General features: G+C 61.4%; 20 protein-coding genes and 1 pseudogene. 14 read left to right on the top strand and 7 right to left on the bottom strand.

Translation table 11 applies throughout. The features are described 5' to 3' along the window. Nucleotides 1-18: 18 nt before the first annotated feature. A complete protein-coding gene (locus tag ACLD1Y_RS24190) occupies nucleotides 19-831 on the bottom strand; it encodes a sulfite exporter TauE/SafE family protein (RefSeq protein WP_429480299.1) in 813 nt (270 codons plus the stop codon). 132 nt (nucleotides 832-963) lie between these two features. On the opposite strand from ACLD1Y_RS24190, the gene ACLD1Y_RS24185 reads away from it, so the two are divergent. Next, nucleotides 964-1827: an MBL fold metallo-hydrolase gene (locus ACLD1Y_RS24185; RefSeq protein ID WP_429480298.1), complete on the top strand. Its 864-nt coding sequence runs from the start codon at nucleotides 964-966 to the stop codon at nucleotides 1825-1827. Nucleotides 1828-1849: 22 nt separating this feature from the next. On the opposite strand, the gene bkdR is transcribed toward ACLD1Y_RS24185, so the two are convergent. Beyond that, the gene (bkdR, locus tag ACLD1Y_RS24180; RefSeq protein WP_122489983.1) at nucleotides 1850-2338 is read right to left on the bottom strand and encodes a Bkd operon transcriptional regulator BkdR; all 489 of its coding nucleotides are present in this window, start codon (nucleotides 2336-2338) and stop codon (nucleotides 1850-1852) included. 195 nt (nucleotides 2339-2533) lie between these two features. Here bkdR and ACLD1Y_RS24175 point away from each other — a divergent pair, with 195 nt between their 5' ends. The 5 genes from ACLD1Y_RS24175 (at nucleotide 2534) to ACLD1Y_RS24155 (ending at nucleotide 8642) form a co-directional block, all read left to right on the top strand. Beyond that, nucleotides 2534-3769 (top strand): 3-methyl-2-oxobutanoate dehydrogenase (2-methylpropanoyl-transferring) subunit alpha, encoded by a 1236-nt coding sequence (locus ACLD1Y_RS24175; RefSeq protein WP_429480297.1) that lies wholly within the window; start codon nucleotides 2534-2536, stop codon nucleotides 3767-3769. A 1-nt stretch (nucleotide 3770) separates the two neighbouring features. Beyond that, nucleotides 3771-4829 (top strand): alpha-ketoacid dehydrogenase subunit beta, encoded by a 1059-nt coding sequence (locus ACLD1Y_RS24170; RefSeq protein ID WP_192296706.1) that lies wholly within the window; start codon nucleotides 3771-3773, stop codon nucleotides 4827-4829. Next, entirely contained in the window at nucleotides 4830-6068 is a 1239-nt protein-coding gene (locus tag ACLD1Y_RS24165; RefSeq protein ID WP_429480296.1) for a dihydrolipoamide acetyltransferase family protein, read from the top strand. A 3-nt stretch (nucleotides 6069-6071) separates the two neighbouring features. Next, entirely contained in the window at nucleotides 6072-7451 is a 1380-nt protein-coding gene (gene lpdA / locus ACLD1Y_RS24160) for a dihydrolipoyl dehydrogenase (protein ID WP_429480295.1), read from the top strand. A gap of 171 nt (nucleotides 7452-7622) precedes the next feature. After that, nucleotides 7623-8642: a branched-chain amino acid aminotransferase gene (locus ACLD1Y_RS24155; protein ID WP_429480294.1), complete on the top strand. Its 1020-nt coding sequence runs from the start codon at nucleotides 7623-7625 to the stop codon at nucleotides 8640-8642. Between the two features lie 157 nt (nucleotides 8643-8799). Here ACLD1Y_RS24155 and ACLD1Y_RS24150 read toward each other — a convergent pair whose 3' ends face one another. After that, nucleotides 8800-9690, bottom strand: coding sequence for a GNAT family acetyltransferase (locus ACLD1Y_RS24150; RefSeq protein ID WP_429480337.1), 891 nt, complete (start codon nucleotides 9688-9690; stop codon nucleotides 8800-8802). A gap of 2 nt (nucleotides 9691-9692) precedes the next feature. Between ACLD1Y_RS24150 and ACLD1Y_RS24145 the strand changes: the two are divergent. The 8 genes and pseudogenes from ACLD1Y_RS24145 to ACLD1Y_RS24110 all read left to right on the top strand — a co-directional run. After that, nucleotides 9693-9854: pseudogene (locus tag ACLD1Y_RS24145) on the top strand (DUF3299 domain-containing protein); the annotation flags it as partial. 260 nt (nucleotides 9855-10114) lie between these two features. After that, on the top strand, nucleotides 10115-11041 hold the full coding sequence (ctlX, locus tag ACLD1Y_RS24140) for a citrulline utilization hydrolase CtlX (protein ID WP_429480293.1): 927 nt from the start codon (nucleotides 10115-10117) through the stop codon (nucleotides 11039-11041). A gap of 11 nt (nucleotides 11042-11052) precedes the next feature. Continuing rightward, nucleotides 11053-12099, top strand: a complete 1047-nt coding sequence (locus ACLD1Y_RS24135) for an ornithine cyclodeaminase (protein WP_429480292.1) — start codon at nucleotides 11053-11055, stop codon at nucleotides 12097-12099. Between the two features lie 246 nt (nucleotides 12100-12345). After that, nucleotides 12346-13125: an ABC transporter substrate-binding protein gene (locus ACLD1Y_RS24130; RefSeq protein WP_026136619.1), complete on the top strand. Its 780-nt coding sequence runs from the start codon at nucleotides 12346-12348 to the stop codon at nucleotides 13123-13125. Nucleotides 13126-13300: 175 nt separating this feature from the next. Next, nucleotides 13301-14002, top strand: a complete 702-nt coding sequence (locus ACLD1Y_RS24125) for an ABC transporter permease (protein ID WP_429480291.1) — start codon at nucleotides 13301-13303, stop codon at nucleotides 14000-14002. Then, nucleotides 13999-14712, top strand: a complete 714-nt coding sequence (locus ACLD1Y_RS24120) for an ABC transporter permease (RefSeq protein WP_429480290.1) — start codon at nucleotides 13999-14001, stop codon at nucleotides 14710-14712. The genes ACLD1Y_RS24125 and ACLD1Y_RS24120 overlap by 4 nt, the downstream gene beginning before the upstream one ends. Nucleotides 14713-14715: 3 nt before the next feature. Then, on the top strand, nucleotides 14716-15546 hold the full coding sequence (locus ACLD1Y_RS24115) for an ABC transporter ATP-binding protein (protein ID WP_429480289.1): 831 nt from the start codon (nucleotides 14716-14718) through the stop codon (nucleotides 15544-15546). A gap of 4 nt (nucleotides 15547-15550) precedes the next feature. After that, nucleotides 15551-16048 (top strand): Lrp/AsnC family transcriptional regulator, encoded by a 498-nt coding sequence (locus ACLD1Y_RS24110; RefSeq protein ID WP_016974875.1) that lies wholly within the window; start codon nucleotides 15551-15553, stop codon nucleotides 16046-16048. 138 nt (nucleotides 16049-16186) lie between these two features. Here the strand turns inward: ACLD1Y_RS24110 and ACLD1Y_RS24105 are convergent, their stop codons facing one another. The 4 genes from ACLD1Y_RS24105 to ACLD1Y_RS24090 all read right to left on the bottom strand — a co-directional run bounded on the left by ACLD1Y_RS24105 (nucleotide 16187) and on the right by ACLD1Y_RS24090 (nucleotide 20250). Beyond that, nucleotides 16187-17020, bottom strand: coding sequence for a TIGR03915 family putative DNA repair protein (locus tag ACLD1Y_RS24105; protein ID WP_429480288.1), 834 nt, complete (start codon nucleotides 17018-17020; stop codon nucleotides 16187-16189). Further along, nucleotides 17017-18237, bottom strand: a complete 1221-nt coding sequence (locus ACLD1Y_RS24100) for a putative DNA modification/repair radical SAM protein (RefSeq protein WP_429480287.1) — start codon at nucleotides 18235-18237, stop codon at nucleotides 17017-17019. Before ACLD1Y_RS24100 ends, ACLD1Y_RS24105 begins: the two co-directional genes overlap by 4 nt. Nucleotides 18238-18303: 66 nt before the next feature. Beyond that, entirely contained in the window at nucleotides 18304-19641 is a 1338-nt protein-coding gene (locus ACLD1Y_RS24095) for a lysine N(6)-hydroxylase/L-ornithine N(5)-oxygenase family protein (protein WP_429480286.1), read from the bottom strand. Between the two features lie 126 nt (nucleotides 19642-19767). Next, entirely contained in the window at nucleotides 19768-20250 is a 483-nt protein-coding gene (locus tag ACLD1Y_RS24090; protein WP_429480285.1) for a sigma-70 family RNA polymerase sigma factor, read from the bottom strand. Nucleotides 20251-20360: the final 110 nt, after the last annotated feature.

Raw genomic sequence — 20360 nt, 5'->3', positions numbered from 1 at the left:
GTAAGACAGGCCCGGCACTTAGTGCGTACTACCTGCCTTGGCCAACATGCCGACAGCCACCAGTACACACAGGCTGGCGAAGCCCACCTGCAAGGTGCGCGCCGGGATCACCGAACACAGGCGCCGACCGGCGAGCATGCCGACGATGCTCGCGCCGATAAACACCCAACCCACCGGTTCGATGCGCACCCCGGCATGGAACGCGCCGACCACGCCGATCAGGGAGATCAGGCTGATCACCATCAGGGAAGTGGCGACGATGCCGCGCATCTGCACATCGGTGAGTTGCTTGAACGCCGGCACGATCAGGAAGCCGCCGCCCACGCCCAGCAGGCCGGACACGGCGCCGGTCACCGCGCCCAACGCCGCCAGGGTGGCGCTGCATTTGGCGGTCCAGGCCAGGCGGCCGGTCTGCTGGTCGAGCATGCAGTTCTTCTGGCCCCAAGACGCGGTGCCGTGGTCACTGGGGCCTGGCTCGGTTTTTTCGCGCTGCAACATGCGCCAGGCCACCAGCACCATCAAGGCACTGAACAGGCCCATCAGCACGGCTTCCGGCAATTGGTGCGCGAGAAACACTCCAACTGGCGAAAACAGCGCACCCAACAAGGCGATCAATAGCGCGGCGCGATAACGCACCAAGCCGTGGCGCAAACCGTCGATGGCCCCTACCGCCGCTGCCGCGCCAACGGCGAGCAGCGACACCGGTGCGGCCTGGGTCATGCTCAACCCTAACCCCAGCACCAACGCCGGCACGCCAAGAATGCCACCGCCCGCGCCGGTCAGGCCCATCACCAAGCCCATCAACAACCCCAGAAAACTTGCCAGCACCATTCAATCCACCTTAGGCAGGATGCTGCCGTGTGGCGTCACATCCTGCGATAGCGATCCTTTGCCCAGGACCGTTTGTTTCACTTAAGCTGGCAAGCCTATGTGCAAATCACGTCGATACCAAGGACCACCGTCATGTCAGCGTTGATTCAAGCCTTTCTGGACGAGGCGTCGTCGACCTACACCTACGTCCTACATGAGACCGAGAGTAGCCTCTGTGCCATCGTCGACTCGGTGCTCAACTACGATCCGGCGTCCGGGCGTACCGACACGTGCCAGGCCGATAAGGTGATCGCCTATGTGCGCGAACATCGCCTGCAGGTTGAGTGGTTGCTGGAGACCCATGCCCACGCCGACCACCTGTCTGCCGCGCCCTACCTGCGCCGCACCCTGGGCGGCAAGATTGCCATCGGCCAGTCCATCAGCATGGTTCAGGATGTGTTCAAGAACCTGTTCAACCTGGAGCCGGAATTTCGCGTGGACGGCTCGCAGTTCGATCATCTGTTTGCGCCGGACGAGGTGTTTCATATCGGCACCATCAAAGCCCAGGCCCTGCATGTACCGGGGCATACGCCGGCAGACATGGCCTACCTGATCGATGACCGCATGATCCTAGTGGGTGACACCTTGTTTATGCCGGATGTGGGTACGGCGCGGTGTGATTTCCCGGGGGGCGATGCGCGGCAGTTGTATGCCTCGATGCGCAAATTGTTGGGCTTTCCTTTGGAGACTGAGTTGTACGTGTGCCATGACTATCCGCCAGAAGGCCGTGAGGCTAAATGCCGCACCACCGTGGCGGAACAGCGGTCGGGGAATATTCATGTGCATGACGGCGTGGATGAGGCGGCGTTTGTTGCCATGCGCACCCAGCGTGATGCCGGGTTGGGCATGCCGACGCTGTTGCTGCCGGCAATTCAGGTGAATGTGCGGGCGGGGAATATGCCGCCGGCGGAGGACAATGGCGTGACTTACCTGAAGATTCCCCTCAACCAACTTTGAAATACAGGCCAAATGTGTTGTGTCAGGTGCCCAGGCTTATGCCATTGGCCGGCAGCGGCAGCGCGGTTTTATAGCGCACTTGCTTCAAAGCAAAACTCGACCGAATGTTCGCCACCCCCGGCACCTTGGTCAAAAAATCCATCATGAACCGCTCCAGCGCCTGAATCGTAGGCACCAGCACCCGGATCAAATAATCCGGATCACCGGCCATCAGGTAGCACTCCATCACTTCCGGCCGATCCGAGATCGCGCCTTCAAACTGCTGCAACGCCAGTTCGTTCTGTTTTTCCAGGCTCACATGGATAAACACATTCACATGCAGCCCCAGCAAATCCGCGTCCAGCAGGGTGACTTGCTCGCGAATCAAGCCCAACTCTTCCATCGCCTTGACCCGGTTGAAACACGGCGTGGGCGACAAGTTGACCGAGCGGGCCAGGTCGGCGTTGGTGATGCGGGCGTTCTCTTGCAGTGCGTTGAGAATGCCGATATCGGTACGGTCCAGTTTGCGCATGAGACAAAATCACCTGTTTATTATGTTTATGCAGTTTTTTTATCCGCAAATGATCCTGAGCGCAACGAAACACAGATAAATATTCTTCTACGCCCCGCCTATGATTGTTGTAGGACAAGATTTCCCCTACCTGGGGTCTGACTGTCAGCTAGCGCGCCCACTACAAGAAATTCACAAGATAGAGCGTAGAAAGCCATGACCCAGCCGTATGAGCCACTGCGTCTGCACGTCCCTGAACCCTCGGGACGCCCAGGCTGCAAGACCGACTTCACCTACCTGCGCCTGACTGACGCAGGCACCGTGCGCAAACCCGCCATCGACGTAGAACCCGCCGACACCGCCGACCTGGCCAAAGGCCTGATCCGCGTGCTCGACGATCAGGGCCAAGCACTTGGCCCATGGGCCGAAGGCGTGCCCGATGAGATCAAGCGCAAAGGCATGCGCGCGATGCTCAAGACGCGCATCTTCGACAACCGCATGGTGGTCGCACAGCGTCAGAAGAAAATGTCGTTCTACATGCAAAGCCTTGGCGAAGAAGCCATCGGCAGCGCCCAGGCCCTAGCCTTGAACATCGACGACATGTGCTTCCCCACCTACCGCCAGCAAAGCATCCTGATGGCCCGCGACGTGCCGCTGGTGGACCTGATCTGCCAACTGCTGTCCAACGAGCGCGACCCGCTCAAGGGCCGCCAATTGCCGATCATGTATTCGGTGAAAGAGTCCGGTTTCTTCACTATTTCCGGCAACCTCGCCACCCAATTCGTGCAGGGCGTGGGCTGGGGCATGGCCTCGGCGATTAAAGGTGACACCAAGATTGCCTCGGCCTGGATCGGCGACGGCGCCACCGCCGAGTCCGACTTCCACACCGCCCTCACCTTTGCCCACGTGTACCGCGCGCCAGTGATCCTCAACGTGGTCAACAACCAATGGGCCATCTCCACCTTCCAGGCCATCGCCGGGGGTGAAGCCACCACCTTCGCCGGACGCGGCGTCGGCTGTGGTATCGCCTCCCTGCGGGTCGATGGCAACGACTTTATCGCGGTGTACGCCGCCTCCGCCTGGGCCGCCGAGCGCGCACGTCGCAACCTCGGCCCAACGCTTATCGAATGGGTCACCTACCGCGCCGGCCCGCACTCCACCTCCGACGACCCTTCAAAATACCGCCCAGCCGATGACTGGAGCCACTTCCCCCTGGGCGACCCGATTGCCCGCCTCAAGCAGCACCTGATCAAGATTGGCCAGTGGTCCGAAGAGGAGCACGCGGCGGTCAGTGCCGAGCTTGAAGCCCAAGTGATCGCGGCACAGAAAGAAGCCGAACAGTACGGTACCCTCGCCGGCGGCCAGATTCCAAGCGCCGCGACCATGTTCGAAGACGTCTATAAAGAGATGCCGGAGCACTTGAAGCGCCAGCGTCAAGAGTTGGGGATCTGACATGAACGATCACAACAACAGTATTGAAGTGGAAACCGCCATGACCACCACCACCATGACCATGATCCAGGCCCTGCGCTCGGCCATGGATGTGATGCTCGAACGCGACGACAACGTGGTGGTATTCGGCCAGGACGTGGGTTACTTCGGCGGCGTGTTCCGTTGCACCGAAGGCTTGCAGGGCAAGTACGGCAGTTCGCGGGTGTTCGACGCGCCGATCTCCGAAAGCGGCATCATTGGCGTGGCGGTGGGCATGGGCGCCTATGGCCTGCGCCCGGTGGCCGAGATCCAGTTCGCCGACTACGTCTACCCCGCCACCGACCAGATCATCTCCGAAGCCGCCCGCCTGCGTTATCGCTCGGCTGGCCAGTTCACCGCGCCGCTGACCATGCGCATGCCCTGCGGCGGCGGCATCTACGGCGGCCAGACCCACAGCCAAAGTATCGAAGCGGTGTTCACCCAGGTCTGCGGCCTGCGCACGGTGATGCCGTCCAACCCGTATGACGCCAAGGGTTTGCTGATCGCCTCCATCGAAAACGATGACCCGGTGATTTTCCTGGAGCCCAAGCGCCTGTACAACGGCCCGTTCGACGGCCACCACGACCGCCCGGTAACGCCGTGGTCGAAACACCCCCAAGCCCAAGTGCCGGACGGTTACTACACGGTGCCGCTGGACGTGGCCGCCATCGTGCGTCCGGGTTCGGCCGTGACCGTGCTGACCTACGGCACCACCGTGTATGTGTCCCAGGTTGCCGCCGAAGAAACCGGTATCGACGCGGAGGTCATCGACCTGCGCAGCCTGTGGCCGCTGGACCTGGAAACCATCGTTAAATCCGTGAAAAAAACCGGCCGTTGCGTAGTGGTGCATGAAGCCACCCGTACCTGCGGCTTTGGCGCCGAGTTGGTGGCGCTGGTGCAAGAGCATTGCTTCCACCACCTGGAAGCGCCGATCGAACGCGTGACCGGTTGGGACACCCCCTACCCCCACGCGCAAGAGTGGGCGTATTTCCCAGGGCCGTCCCGTGTGGGCGCGGCGTTGAAACGGGTTATGGAGGTCTGAATGGGCACGCACGTTATCAAGATGCCGGACATTGGCGAAGGCATCGCGGAAGTTGAACTGTCGGTGTGGCATGTGAAGGTCGGCGACATGGTCGTCGAAGACCAAGTGCTGGCGGATGTGATGACCGACAAGGCGATGGTGGACATTCCCTCGCCGGTGCACGGCAAGGTGATTTCCCTCGGCGGTGAGCCGGGTGAGGTCATGGCCGTGGGCAGTATTTTGATCAGTATTGAAGTGGAAGGTGCAGGGAACGCCAAGGATGCGCCGGTGGTGGCGGAGCCTGTTAAGGCTGCGCCTGTCGTCGAAGCCAAGCCCGCGCCGGTAATCGTTGAAAGCAAGCCGGCCCCTGTATCGCGCGAAACCGATGAACGCCCACTGGCCTCCCCCGCCGTGCGCAAGCATGCGTTGGATGCCGGCATTCAATTACGCCTGGTCCAGGGGACTGGCCCGGCCGGCCGAATCCTGCACGAAGACCTCGACGCCTACCTGCAGCAAGGCACCTCGAAGGCCTCGGCAACCGCCAACCCTTACGCTGAACGCACTACCGAAGAGCAGATCCCGGTGATCGGCACGCGCCGCAAGATTGCCCAGCGCATGCAGGACGCCACCCGCCGCGCCGCGCATTTCAGCTATGTAGAAGAAATCGACGTCACCGCCCTCGACGAGCTGCGGGTGCACCTCAACGAAAAACACGGCGCCACACGCGGCAAGCTGACCCTGCTGCCGTTTATCGTGCGTGCCATGGTCGTGGCGCTTAAGGACTTCCCGCAGATCAACGCACGTTACGACGACGAAGCCCAAGTCATCACGCGCCTGGGCGCGGTGCATGTGGGCGTCGCCACCCAGAGCGACGTGGGTTTGATGGTGCCGGTGGTACGTCACGCCGAAGCCCGCAGCCTGTGGGGCAATGCCGAGGAAATCGCGCGTTTGGCGACTGCCGCGCGCAATGGCAAGGCCAGCCGCGATGAGTTGTCGGGGTCCACCATTACCTTGACCAGCCTGGGCGCGTTGGGCGGCATCGTCAGCACGCCGGTACTGAATTTGCCGGAGGTGGCCATTGTCGGCGTCAACCGCATTGTCGAGCGGCCCATGGTGATCAAGGGCCAGATCGTGGTGCGCAAGATGATGAACCTGTCCAGTTCGTTCGATCACCGCGTGGTCGATGGCATGGACGCGGCGCAATTCATCCAGGCCATTCGCGGCTTGCTCGAACAACCTGCCAGCCTGTTTCTGGAGTAAGGCATGTCTCAGACTTTGAATACGACGCTGCTGATCATCGGCGGCGGCCCTGGCGGTTATGTGGCGGCGATCCGTGCCGGCCAGCTGGGTATCCCGACCATCCTGGTGGAAGGCCAGGCACTGGGCGGCACTTGTTTGAATATCGGCTGCATCCCGTCCAAGGCCTTGATCCATGTGGCTGAGCAGTTCCAGCAAACCATCCACCATAGCCAAGGCTCCCAACTGGGCATCGAAGTGGACGTGCCCACGCTGGACATCCGCAAGAGCGTGGAATGGAAGGACGGCATTGTTGACCGCCTGACCACCGGCGTTGCGGCGTTGTTGAAAAAGCACAAGGTGCAGGTGATCCACGGCTGGGCCAAGGTAGTAGACGGCAAGACCGTCGAGGTAGGCGACCAACGCATCCAGTGTGAACACTTGCTGCTGGCCACCGGCTCGAAGAGCGTCGAGCTGCCGATGTTGCCGATTGGCGGGCCGATCATTTCGTCCACCGAAGCCTTGGCGCCAACCCGCGTGCCTAAACGGCTGATCGTGGTGGGTGGCGGCTATATCGGTCTGGAGTTGGGCATTGCCTACCGTAAGCTGGGGGCCGAGGTCAGTGTGGTCGAGGCGCAGGATCGCATCCTGCCCGCCTACGATGCCGAACTGACCGCACCGGTAAACGAGTCCATCAAACAACTAGGCGTGAAGCTGTACCTCAAGCACAGCGTCACCGGATTCACCGATGGTCACCTGCAAGTGCGTGACCCGAATGGCGACACCTTGTCATTGGCCACCGATCAGGTGCTGGTGGCCGTTGGTCGCAAACCCAATACCCAGGGCTGGAACCTCCAAGCGCTGAACCTGACGATGAACGGCGCAGCGATCAAGATCGACAACCACTGCCAGACCAGCATGCGCAACGTGTGGGCCATCGGCGACCTGAGCGGCGAGCCAATGCTGGCGCACCGGGCCATGGCCCAGGGTGAAATGGTCGCCGAACTGATCAGCGGCAAGGCCCGTGAGTTTGCCCCGGCGGCGGTCCCGGCGGTGTGTTTTACCGACCCGGAACTGGTGGTGGTGGGCAAGACGCCGGATGAGGCCAAGGCCGCGGGCCTGGACTGCATCGTGTCGAGCTTCCCGTTCGCGGCCAATGGCCGGGCCATGACCCTGGAGTCGAAAACCGGCTTCGTGCGCGTGGTGGCGCGGCGCGACAACCACCTGATCATCGGCTGGCAAGCCGTTGGGGCAGGCGTGTCGGAGCTGTCCACCGCCTTCGGCCTAAGCCTGGAAATGGGCGCGCGCCTGGAGGATGTGGCAGGCACCATTCACGCCCATCCGACCTTGGGCGAAGCCGTGCAGGAAGCGGCGTTAAGAGCCTTGGGCCACGCGTTGCACCTGTAAGAACACTGTCCCCTGTGGGAGCGGGCTTGCTCGCGAATGCAATCTGTCAGTCATGAATTCAGTGGCTGACACCCCGCTTTCGCGAGCAAGCCCGCTCCCACACAAAGCAAGAATGAAGTATTGTTGCGCCCATTCAGAAAAAAACCGACTTGACCAACGATAGAGGGTGTCATGGGTAACGAAAGCATCAATTGGGACAAGCTGGGCTTTGACTACATCAAGACCGACAAACGCTTTCTCCAGGTCTGGAAAAACGGCGAGTGGCAAGACGGCACCCTGACCGACGACAACGTGCTGCACATCAGCGAGGGCTCCACTGCCCTGCACTATGGCCAGCAGTGCTTCGAGGGCCTGAAGGCCTACCGTTGCAAGGACGGCTCAATCAACCTGTTCCGCCCGGACCAGAACGCCGCCCGCATGCAACGCAGCTGCGCACGCCTGCTGATGCCGCATGTACCAACCGACGCGTTCATCGATGCCTGCAAACAAGTGGTCAAGGCCAACGAGCGCTTCATCCCGCCGTACGGCAGTGGCGGCGCGCTGTACCTGCGCCCGTTCGTGATAGGCACCGGTGACAACATCGGCGTGCGTACCGCACCGGAGTTCATCTTCTCGGTGTTCGCGATCCCGGTCGGTGCCTACTTCAAGGGCGGCCTGGTGCCCCACAACTTCCAGATTTCCACCTTCGACCGCGCCGCGCCACAAGGCACCGGTGCCGCCAAGGTCGGTGGCAACTACGCCGCCAGCTTGATGCCAGGTTCGGAAGCGAAGAAAGCCGGCTTTGCCGATGCGATCTACCTGGACCCGATGACCCATTCGAAAATCGAAGAAGTCGGTTCGGCCAACTTCTTCGGGATCACCCACGACAACCAGTTCATCACGCCGAAATCGCCTTCGGTACTGCCAGGCATCACCCGCCTGTCGCTGATCGAACTGGCCCAGACCCGCCTGGGCCTGAAAGTGACCGAGGGCGAAGTGTTCATCGACAAGCTGGACCAGTTCAAGGAAGCCGGCGCCTGCGGTACCGCTGCGGTGATCTCGCCGATTGGCGGCATCCAGTACAACGGCAAGCTGCACGTGTTCCACAGCGAAACCGAAGTGGGCCCGATCACCCAGCAGCTCTACAAAGAGCTGACGGGTGTGCAGACCGGTGATGTTGAAGCGCCAGAGGATTGGATCGTTAAGGTCTAACCGCAACACCCCATAACTGAATGTGGAGTGGGCTTGTGTGGGAGCGGCGGTGCGACGATTCGACTTGCTCGCGAAAGCGGTCTGTCAGTATCAGCTGTATTGACTGACACTCCGCTTTCGCGAGCAAGCCCGCTCCCACATTTGATCTCCTGTGTTTTCAGGGTTGGGGAATGTTTTCGGCAATCTTCTTGCCCATGCTGATCCTCGGCTCCACCCCATACCCCAACGCCTCGTAAAACCCCGTCACCGCGTCATTACCACTGGTGATCTGCAGGTTGATCTTCATACAACCCAATGCCGTCAACGCCTGCTCCGCATGCCGCACCAGCGAAGACCCCAAGCCATGGCGCCGATAATCGGCGTGCACCGCGACTGAGTACAGCCAGCCGCGATGGCCGTCGTAGCCGGCAAGAATCGTCCCGATCACGGTCTTTTTGTCCGTTGCCACGAAGAACAAACCGTCATTGACGGCAAGCTTCTTGTCGATCGCCAAGCTCGGCAGGTTATGGGCCGTGTCATAGCCAAAGGCCTGCTGCCACAGCACCACCACTTGGGCGCGATGCTGACGGTCGCGATACAGCCCAATGGGATGCCGCGACAGCAACGCCTTTTCCATCACCAGCGTACGTTCATTGCCATGGTAAACGTCGCGCACGCTGTGAAACCCCAGCTTGGTATAGAACGGCTCGGCGGTCAGCGAAGACGGCACGCTCAACACCGTGACGCCCGCTTCGCGAGCACGGGACTCGATGTCGGCCATCAACAACCGCCCAATCCCCCGCCCCTGCAATGCCGGGTTAACGAACACCGAACGCACCACGTTGGCGTCCAAGGCCGCCGTAGCCACGATCACCTCGTCCTGCACCGCCACCAGCACCACCCGTCGCGCTAGCAAGGCCAGCACCGCGTCGGGGGTGAAGTTGCTTGCCACACGGGCGATCACATCTGCCGGGTAATCCTGGGCGTTGCTGCTGTGCAAGGCCGCCAGGATGACCTGGCTGATGCCCTCGGCATCGACGGGTTGGGCGAGACGAACGGCGGTAGGCANTGGTGCTGGTGCGGTATCCCAAGGGGCTGAAGCTGGATGATATCTACACGCCCTTGTGGGTGACGGGCACGCTCAAGGTGGAGACGGTCAACAATGACTTGGCGGATGCTGCGTATGCGCTGGATGCGGGGAAAGTGAGGGTGGTGAAAGAGTCCGATCTCTAAAACCCGGCACAGAACCAATGTGGGAGCGGGCTTGCTCGCGAATGCGGTGTGTCAGTAACAGATGAGCTGGCTGATCCACCGCATTCGCGAGCAAGCCCGCTCCCACATTTTTGACCGCATTCCAAAGCCAGCAGCCGATTCGGCTGCGCGACCGCCCCTTTCAGCTTTCCCGGCTGACCCACCTCGCTGTTTCAGCCGGGATTCATCGGCCATACCGCACAAAATAGCCCCACAGCCCAACCCCATGGACCCGTGCACCCATGCAAACCACCAACACCGTCTTGATGATTCGCCCGGCGCGCTTCGCCTTCAACCCGGACACCGCAATCAACAACCGTTTCCAGCGCCAGCCCCTGGACCCCCTCGCGGCACAGCACAAAGCGCTGGAAGAATTCGACGGCTACGTCGACACCCTACGCCAACACGGCGTCGAAGTACTGGTGGTGCAAGACACACCGGCGCCCCACACCCCCGACTCGATCTTCCCCAACAACTGGTGGAGCAGCCACGCCGACGGCAGCCTGGTGCTGTACCCGATGGAAGGCCAAAACCGTCGATTGGAACGCAATAAAGGCGTGCTGCAAGTGCTGGAACAACGTTTTGCGATCAACAGCACCATCGACCTGAGCCACCTGGAACAACAGAACATTTTCCTTGAGGGCACCGGCAGCATGGTGCTCGACCGCCAGCACCGCATCAGCTACGCCTGCCACTCCGGGCGCACCCACCACGACGCCCTGCGCCAGTTCGCCGAACGCCTCGACTACCAGCTCTGCGTGTTCCACGCCGTCGACCGTCACCACGCGCCGATCTACCACAGCAACGTGATGATGAGCGTCGGCCGCGACCTCTCGGTGGTGTGCCTGCAAGCCCTGCCCGATGGCGATGAGCGCCGCACCCTGGAACGCTCCCTGCGCGACACCGGCAAAGACATCCTCGCCCTCGACTTCGACCAGCTCGAAGCTTTCGCCGGCAACATGCTTGAAGTGCACGACCGCGACGGCCAGCCGCTGCTGGTGATGTCGGCCAGCGCCTGGGGCGCCCTGCAACCGGCGCAACGCCAGCATGTGGAACGCCACACGCGGCCGGTGGTAGTGAATATCGACAACATCGAACGCATCGGCGGCGGCAGTGCCCGCTGCATGCTGGCAGAAGTCCACCTGCCGGCCCGTCCCTCATTTCAATAAGGAGTCTTGCCATGACCCGCTATATCGACGTCAACGACCTCAGCTACCTGGTCTCGCAAAAAGGCCTGCACACCTGCATCACCGAGATGGCCGAGTACATCCGCGCCGACTACCTGCGCTGGCAGGACTTTGAAAAATGCGCGCGCCTGGCCAACCACTCACCCGATGGTGTGATCGAGCTGATGCCGGTGTCGGATGCCTCGCTGTACGCCTTCAAGTACGTGAACGGCCACCCGAAAAACACCCAGGCCGGCATGCTCACCGTGATGGCCTTCGGTGCCCTGGGCGATGTGGACACCGGCAAGCCCGTGCTGCTGGCGGAAATGACCCTGACCACCGCGATCCGCACCGCCGCCACCTCGGCCCTGGTGGCGCGCTACCTGGCCCGCGACAACAGCCGCAGCATGGCGCTGATCGGCAACGGCTCGCAAAGTGAATTCCAGGCCCTGGCCTTCCATGCCATGCTTGGCATCAATGAGATCCGCCTGTTCGACATCGACCCCAAGGCCACCGCCAAGTTGGCGGCCAACCTCAAGGCGTTCCCGGCGATCAAGGTGATTCTGGCCGCCAGCGTGGCCGAAGCGGTCAAAGGTGCGGATATCGTCACCACCGTCACCGCCGACAAGGCCTACGCCACCATTCTCACCGACGACATGATCGAGCCCGGCATGCACCTCAATGCCGTCGGCGGCGACTGCCCCGGCAAGACCGAGCTGGACCGACGTATCGTCGAGCGTGCCCGGGTGATCGTCGAGTACGAGCCACAAAGCCGTATCGAAGGTGAAATCCAGCACATGCCTGAAGATTCGCCCGTCACCGAGCTGTGGCAAGTGATCAACGGCCAACAACCCGGCCGCGAGAATGCGCGCCAAGTCACCCTGTTCGATTCGGTGGGGTTTGCCATCGAAGACTACTCGGCCCTGCGCTACGTACTGGACGTGGCCAAGGCCCTGGATGTGGGCAGCGAGCTGGAACTGGTGCCAGACCTGGCGGACCCGAAAGACCTGTTTGCGCGCCTGGCCCAACAGCCGCCCGTACAGCAGAAAAAGCGCGCCTGAGACCCCTCTGGCCTGCCGCTTTGCGCTTGCGGCAGGCCAGTTTCCCACGAATGAAAAGCCGATTTCGCGGGTGTCACAGCCGATCCCGCTGCATTGCTGGTTTTAACAGCGCAATTCGCGCTTTGGGCAAGGGGTAAACGACACAAAAAACGCACCCCCTTGAAGCATTCTCTCCCCCAACAAAAACGATTTGTTTCAACGCTTTTACTGCCCCTGACATCAATTACAAAATATAGGGACCACACCATGACTCCATTGCGATCACTGTTCGCTGCGTTGCTGTTGCCACTGTGCGCCACCGCCGCCCACGCCCAGGAGTGGAAGGAAATCCGCTTCGGCGTATTCCCCGAATACCCTCCCTTTGAGTCCGTCGCCGCCGACGGCAGCCTGCAAGGGTTTGATATCGAACTGGGCAACGCTATTTGCGCCAAGCTCGAAGTCAAATGCACTTGGGTGCACAACGAATTCGACGGCATGATCCCGGCCCTGCGCGCACGCAAGTTCGACGCGATCATGTCGTCCATGGCCGTGACCCCGGCTCGCGAAAAAATCATCGACTTTACCGACCGTCTGTTCCTCAGCCCCACTTCGGTGATCACCCGCAAGAGCGCTGACTTCGGCGACACCCCGGAGTCGTTGAAAGGCAAGCAAGTCGGCGTGCTGCAAGGCTCGTTGCAGGAAGCTTATGCCCGTGCACACCTGGCCAAGCTCGGCGCGCAGATCAAGGCGTACCAGTCCCAGGACCAGAACTACGCCGACCTGCAAAACGGTCGCCTCGACGCCACCCTCACCGACAAGCTCGAAGCCCAACTGAACTTCCTGTCCAAGCCCGAAGGCGCCGACTTCAAGACCGGCCCGGCCTTCAAAGACCCGACCTTGCCGCTGGACATCGCCATGGGCCTGCGCAAGAACGACCAGGAACTGCGTGCGCTGATCAATAAGGGCATTGCGGCGGTGCAGGCGGATGGGACTTATGCCGAGATCCAGAAGAAATACTTTGGTGATCAGGACATCTACAACGAGTGATGCCAACGCCTCACACTTGTAGGCGCCCGCTTTTGTGGCGAGGGAGCTTGCTCCCGCTCGGGTGCGCAGCGCCCGCAAGCTTTTGGGGCCGCTTCGCGCCCCAGCGGGAGCAAGCTCCCTCGCCACAGCAAGCCGGCTTCTGCAAGGGTTGTTACGCCCTTTAGAGATTTTCCCCATGAACGAACTCCTCAACCTGCAAGGCTACGGCCCCATGCTGGCCCAGGGCGCGTGGATGACACTCAAGCTGTCGTTCCTCGCTCTGGCCCTGAGTCTGGCCCTGGGCCTGATCGCCGCTGGCGCCAAACTCTCCAGCGCCAAATGGCTGCGGCTGCCGGCCACGCTGTACACCACGCTGATCCGCAGCGTGCCGGACCTGGTGCTGATCCTGTTGATCTTCTACAGCCTGCAACTGTGGCTCAACGACCTCAGTGAAATCGCCGGCTGGGATTACTTTGAAATCGACCCGTTCACCGCCGGGGTGGTGACCCTGGGTTTCATCTACGGCGCGTATTTCACCGAAAACTTCCGTGGCGCGATCCTCAGCGTACCGGCCGGCCAACTGGAGGCGGCCACCGCCTACGGGTTAAGCCGCTGGCAGCGTTTTCACCTGGTGCTGTTCCCGCAACTGATGCGCTTTGCCCTGCCGGGCCTGGGCAATAACTGGCTGGTGTTGCTCAAGTCCACGGCCCTGGTGTCGATCATCGGCCTGTCGGACCTGGTAAAAGCCGCGCAAAACGCTGGCAAGACCACCAACGAGCCGCTGTATTTCCTGATCCTCGCGGGCCTGGTCTATCTGGTGATCACTACGCTGTCCAACCGCATCTTCAAGCGCCTCGAACGGCGCTACAACCTCGGCATCAAGGGGATGGCGCGATGATCGAACTGTTCCAGCAATACGGCCTGGCCTATTTGTTCAGTGACGGTGCGGGGGTGTCTGGCGTGGCCATGACCCTGTGGCTGTTCATTGTCTCGGTGGTATTCGGTTTTGTTCTGTCGATTCCCCTGGCGCTGGCCCGGGTGTCGGAGCACTTCTGGCTGCGCTGGCCGGTGGAGGTCTATACCTACCTGTTTCGCGGCACGCCGCTGTATATCCAATTGCTGATTTGCTACACCGGGCTGTACAGCCTGGAGGTGGTGCAGGACAACGCCCTGCTCAACCAGTTTTTCCGCAATGCGCTCAACTGCACCCTGCTGGCCTTTGTGCTCAATACCTGCGCCTACACTGTGGAAATTTTCGCCGGGGCAATCCGCAATATCCCCCACGGCGAGATCGAAGCGGCCCGTGCCTACGGCCTGCACGGCTGGCGGCTGAACCTGTTTGTGGTGATTCCGGCGGCGCTGCGGCGGGCATTGCCGGCCTACAGCAATGAAATGATCCTGATGCTGCATGCGACATCCCTGGCGTTTACCGCCACCGTCGCCGACATCCTCAAGGTGGCCCGCGATGCCAACGCCGAGACGTTCCTCACGTTCCAGGCCTTCGGCATCGCCGCCCTGCTGTACATGCTGCTGTCCTTTGCACTGGTGGGCCTGTTTCGACTGGCCGAACGTCGCTGGATGCGTTTTCTTGTTCCTACCCGAGGCTAACCCATGAATCAGTCCGCGCAGGCCCTGGCCGCATACCCTGTTGATGTACCCGTTGCCCAACCCGCCACCGCCACCGTCAAGCTACAAGTCGAAGGCATCCACAAACGCTACGGCGAACACGAAGTGCTCAAGGGCGTATCCGTCAATGCACGCAATGGCGATGTAATCAGTCTGATCGGCGCCAGCGGCTCGGGCAAAAGCACGATGCTGCGCTGCATCAATTTCCTCGAACAACCGGACGCCGGGGTCATCACCCTGGACGGCATCAGCATCGAAATGCAGCAAGGCCGCGCCGGCACCCGCGCACCGCACCAGGCCCAACTGCAAAACCTGCGCACACGCCTGGCCATGGTGTTCCAGCACTTCAACCTGTGGAGCCACATGACCGTGCTGGAAAACATCACCCTGGCGCCACGCCGGGTGTTGGGCGTCAGCGCCGCCGAAGCGGAAAAACGCGCGCGCATGTACCTGGACAAGGTTGGCCTGCCGGGCCGCGTGGCCGATCAGTACCCGGCTTTCCTGTCGGGCGGCCAACAGCAACGTGTCGCGATTGCCCGCGCACTGGCCATGGAACCGGAGATCATCCTGTTCGACGAACCCACCTCGGCGCTGGACCCAGAACTTGTAGGAGAAGTCCTCAAAGTCATACAGACGTTGGCCGAGGAAGGTCGTACCATGCTGATGGTCACCCACGAGATGGGCTTTGCCCGCCAGGTGTCCAGCCAAGTGCTGTTCTTGCACCAGGGCCGGGTCGAGGAACAAGGCGGCGCCGAGATCCTCGACCACCCCAGCAGCGAGCGCTTGCAGCAATTTCTTTCCAACCGTTTGAAGTGAACCCATGGATACCAAGGCCAACGGACCCCATTCTTCCCCTGCGCTGGATCGCATCGATGAAGCCATCATCGAAGTGCTGCGCCACCAGGGGCGTATCACCTACGAAAAGCTCTCCTCGCTGGTGCACCTCACGCCCAGGCCCTGCCTGGAACGGGTGCGCAAGCTGGAACGACGCGGCGTGATCCGTGGGTATGGGGCGATCATCGATGTGCAGATGGTCTCGCCGGGGCTGTCGCTGTTGGTGCTGGTGGCCTTGTCCAATCAAAGCGGGCGTTCGGCGCAAAAGGCCTTCGAAGCGTGTGTGAAGGCTTGCCCGCAAGTGTTCGAGTGCCAGCTGATCAGCGGGCCGTTCGACTACAGCCTGCGCATGCGTTGCCGGGATATGGAGCATTACCGGGTGCTGACGGAGACCTGGTTGAACAATGATGAACTGCATATTGATAAGTTGGTGGCGCATCCGGAGTTGGCGGTGGTCAAGAACACCGCCACAGAGCTGGCCTGAAAGGCAATTAACCAAACACTGCATAACCCCTGTGGGAGCGGGCTTGTGTGGGAGCGGGCTTGCTCGCGAAGGCGGTGTGTCAGCCAAAGATATTTCGACTGATCCACCGCATTCGCGAGCAAGCCCGCTCCCACATTTTTAACCGTGCCCGCTTGAGATCCGCTTACCGGGCTTGGTGCCAATCAACGTGGCCTGCCCATCCTTCTGCTTACCCATCCGCGCCTCACTGATCAACCCCGGTATCAACTTACCCTCCGGCAAATTCTTCCAGAACCGGCTGGGCAAGTGCCCTTCCATGACCTTGGGGTTCAACCGCGCAGGGTTGAAGATATGGCTGTAATAGGTCAACCACATCTCGCTGTGGGGGTCTTCGACATTCTGTGCCAGTTGCCGCCATGCCGCGGGGCACGCGCGCTGGTGAATCAGCTGCTCGCCGTCGTAATACACCCCGTCCAAGGGCGTAGCGATCATCCAGCGATGGCGCCCCATGCGCCCGACAAAATGCTGGCTGGCGGATTTCAGTATGTCGTGCGCCGGTTCATGCCAGGCCACGTACTCGGGCAGTTCAGGGCCTGCCTCAGCCGGCAGCGCAATAAAGCGCACAAACGCATGTAGGTGATGGGCTTCCCGGCTCACCTGCTTGATGCGCCGCTGCAATTCGCTGCCCAACTTGTCTCCCGCCAGCATCGCCGTGCGGTCGCCATGGCTGACACGCCACAGCACTTCGTACAGCAGGCTCCAACGCTGGTCGCCGTGATAACAGGCCGCCGATTCCAGCAACTCCAGCAACGCCTTGGGCACCCGCGTCTGAAACGGCCCAAGCCCCTCGGGGATGGGCTCATCGGTGGCAAACAGGTCGGCGGCTTGTGCCTCGCCCCAACTGACCTGGCTGGGGTCGACCTGATGGCTGAGCAACCATCGCGCCTGCTCACGCCAGGTACTGAACAGGTTGTCGCACTCCAGGCTGATCATCCCCACAACCCCATTTGCTGCGGTTGCGGGCGGTCGCGCAATTGCTCGCGCAGCAGCACGCTGGTGCTGTCGGCCTGTTGCGGGTGGTAGTCGCTGGTGATGAAAAACGGCTTGGCCTTGGCCAGCACGCAGCGCATGCGCGCCAGGTCTTCGAAGCGGATCTTGCGTTCGCGGCGCAGGTCCACCAACCGTTGGGTGGTGCGCAGGCCGATCCCTGGAATGCGTGCGATCAAGGTGGGCTCGGCGCGGTTCAGGTCCAGGGGAAAGACTTCACGGTTATCCAGCGCCCAGGCCAGCTTGGGGTCGATATCCAGGGCCAGGTGGCCGGGGCCTTCAAACAATTCGTTGGCGCTGAACCCATAGCTGCGCAGCAGGAAGTCCGCTTGGTACAGACGGTGCTCGCGCATCAGCGGCGGTGCGGCCAGGGGCACGCTTTTCGGGCTATTGGGGATGGGGCTGAATGCGGAGTAGTAGACGCGGCGCAGCTTGAAGTTGCCGTACAACGCCTCGGCACCGTGGAGAATGGTGCTGTCGTCGGTGTCGTCGGCGCCAATGATCAGCTGGGTGCTTTGCCCAGCCGGGGCGAAACGCGGCGCGCGCGGCTCATTGAGCACCGTCTGCTCGCCGGTGTAGATGGTCTGCATGGCCTGCTTGATCGAGACGACGGTTTTTTCCGGCGCCAGGGTTTGCAGGCTGGCTTCGGTGGGCAATTCAAGGTTCACACTTAATCGGTCGGCATAACGCCCGGCCTCGGCGATCAGTGCCGGGTCGGCGTCGGGAATGGTCTTGAGGTGGATATAACCGCGAAAGTCGTGTTCCTCGCGCAGCAGCTTCGCCACACGCACCAGTTGCTCCATGGTGTAGTCGGACGAACGGATGATGCCGGAACTGAGAAACAGCCCGCTGACGCAGTTGCGGCGGTAGAAATCCAGGGTCAGGGTGACCACCTCCTCCGGGCTGAAACGCGCGCGGGGCACGTCGCTGGAGCGGCGGTTGACGCAGTATTGGCAATCGTAGAGACAGAAGTTGGTGAGCAACACCTTGAGCAAGGATACGCAGCGCCCATCAGGGGTGTAGCTGTGGCAGATGCCCATGCCGTCGGTAGAGCCCAGCCCCGCCTTGCCCTCGGAGCTGCGCTTGGGCGCGCCACTGCTGGCGCAGGAGGCGTCGTACTTGGCGGCGTCGGCGAGGATGCTGAGTTTTTCGATCAACTGCATGAGGGGCTACCGATACTGGTTTTTTGTACAGTATCAGGCAGCCCTCCGGGTCACAAGCGCAGCTTGTCAGCTCGCAGTGGCCAGCAGCAGGTCTTGCACCGAACGGCCTTTGCCACGGTGACGGTCGTTTTCATACAGCGACGCAGCAATTTCATCGGCACGGATCGGCAGAATCGACAGCAAGGTGTCGCTCAAGCCATGGCTGGCCTGGCTGAAACCCTGGATGTAGATACCAGCCTTGCAGCGCTCATCAGTAACGATGCGATAGTCGCGCGCGACTTCGAAGTCACCCATATAGGTTTCCAGAGGTGCCAGCAGTTCGCGGTGCATCTGGCGCTCGTAGCCGGTGGCCAGCACCACGGCATCGTAATGATGAACGCTGGTGTCACCGTTGGCGTTGTTGCGCAGGGTCAGTTCCACCCCCAGCGGGCCGGCCACGGCCTTCTCCACCACGGTCATGGTGCGGAACGCGTGACGGGCGATGCCAGAAACTTTTTGGCGATAGAAAATCCCGTAGATGCGTTCGATCAGGTCCAGGTCCACCACCGAATAGTTGGTGTTCTGGTACTCGGCAACAAGGCGCTCGCGCTCGGCACCCACCTGCTGGAACACCAGGTCGGTAAACGCCGGCGAAAACACTTCGTTGACGAACGGGCTGTCATCGGCCGGCTTGAGTGCCGAACCGCGCAGGATCATGTCCACCTGCACCGACGGGTAGCTGTCGTTCAGGTCGATAAAGGCTTCAGCCGCGCTCTGCCCACCGCCGATGATCGCGATGCGCATGGCCTTGCCTTCTACGCACGGTTGTTGTGCCATGCGCGCCAGGTATTGGGAGTGGTGGAACACACGGCTGTCGTCCTTGAGCCCCTTGAACGCTGCTGGCACTCGTGGCGTACCACCGGCGCTGACCACCACCGAGCGCGTGGTGCGCACATGCTGCTCACCCTGGGCATCCCGGGAAATCACGCGCAACGCCTCGACCTGCAGCTGGTGCAGGATCGGTTCGATGGCCAGCACTTCCTCGCCATAACGGCCCTGGCCCTGGAACTGTGCGGCCACCCAGCGCAGGTAGTCGTTGTACTCCATACGGCAGGGGTAAAAGGTGCCCAGGTTGATGAAGTCCACCAGGCGATCGTGGGCCTTGAGGTAATTGACGAAGGAATACGGGCTGGTGGGGTTGCGCAGGGTCACCAGGTCCTTGAGGAAGGAAATCTGCAACTCACTCTGAGTCACCAGGGTATTGCCGTGCCAGCGGTAGTCAGCCTGCTTGTCGAGAAACAGCGCGTCCAGTTTGCCCTGGGTCTTCTCTCGTTCCTGCAGGGCGATGGCCAGCGCCAGGTTCGATGGGCCGAAACCGATACCGATAAGGTCGTGAACCGCGGGCGAAGCAATTGCCTGTGTCATTCCAGTGTCCTCTGGATAAGCCCCGTGGCGTTGGGGCGGGAAAACCTTCGAGACCTGAAGGCAGAACAACAGGTCATGTGTTGATAGGAAACGAGGACAGTGAAATAAAATTTAACCGATCGCTGATCAGTAGGCGTCCCACTCGCGCATCCGCACCCGGCAATGCTTCATCGCATTGACGATGTGTTTCTCCACCAGGGCCCGGGAAATGCTCAGGCGCTCGGCGATTTGCAGGTGGGTCAAGCCTTCCAGTTTGCGCAGCAGGAAGCTGTCGCGGCAGGCCGCCGGCAGCTCGGCGAGCGCACGTTCAAGCATCTCCATGCGCTGGACCTGGTCGTGGCTGGCGTGGGGCGAACTGGGGGAGAAGCGCTCTTCGGTGTCCAGCACCTCCAGCGGCTCGGACTGGCGCAGGGCGTTGCGCCGATGGCCGTCGATCACCAGGTTCAGCGCGGTGCGGTACAAAAACGCACGTGGCTGGTCGATGGGAACGTCGCTGGAACGCTCCAATATCCGCACGTAAGCGTCATGCACCACATCTTCGGCCACCTGACGGTTGCCCAGCTTGGCGTTGAGGAAACACACCAGCTCGCGATAGTAGTTTTCCAACATGACTCCCGACCGCCGGAGGGCGGCATTAGATGCTGTAGGAGCGAGCTTGCTCACGAAAAACTCAAGAACGCCGCGTTAACCCTGATTTCCCGGGTCTTCGTTGGCGTTTT

This window comes from Pseudomonas sp. 18175, assembly GCF_050432925.1.
Classification (GTDB): domain Bacteria; phylum Pseudomonadota; class Gammaproteobacteria; order Pseudomonadales; family Pseudomonadaceae; genus Aquipseudomonas.
Note: the sequence above shows the minus strand (reverse complement) of the source record. Positions and strands in the feature narration are given on the sequence as shown.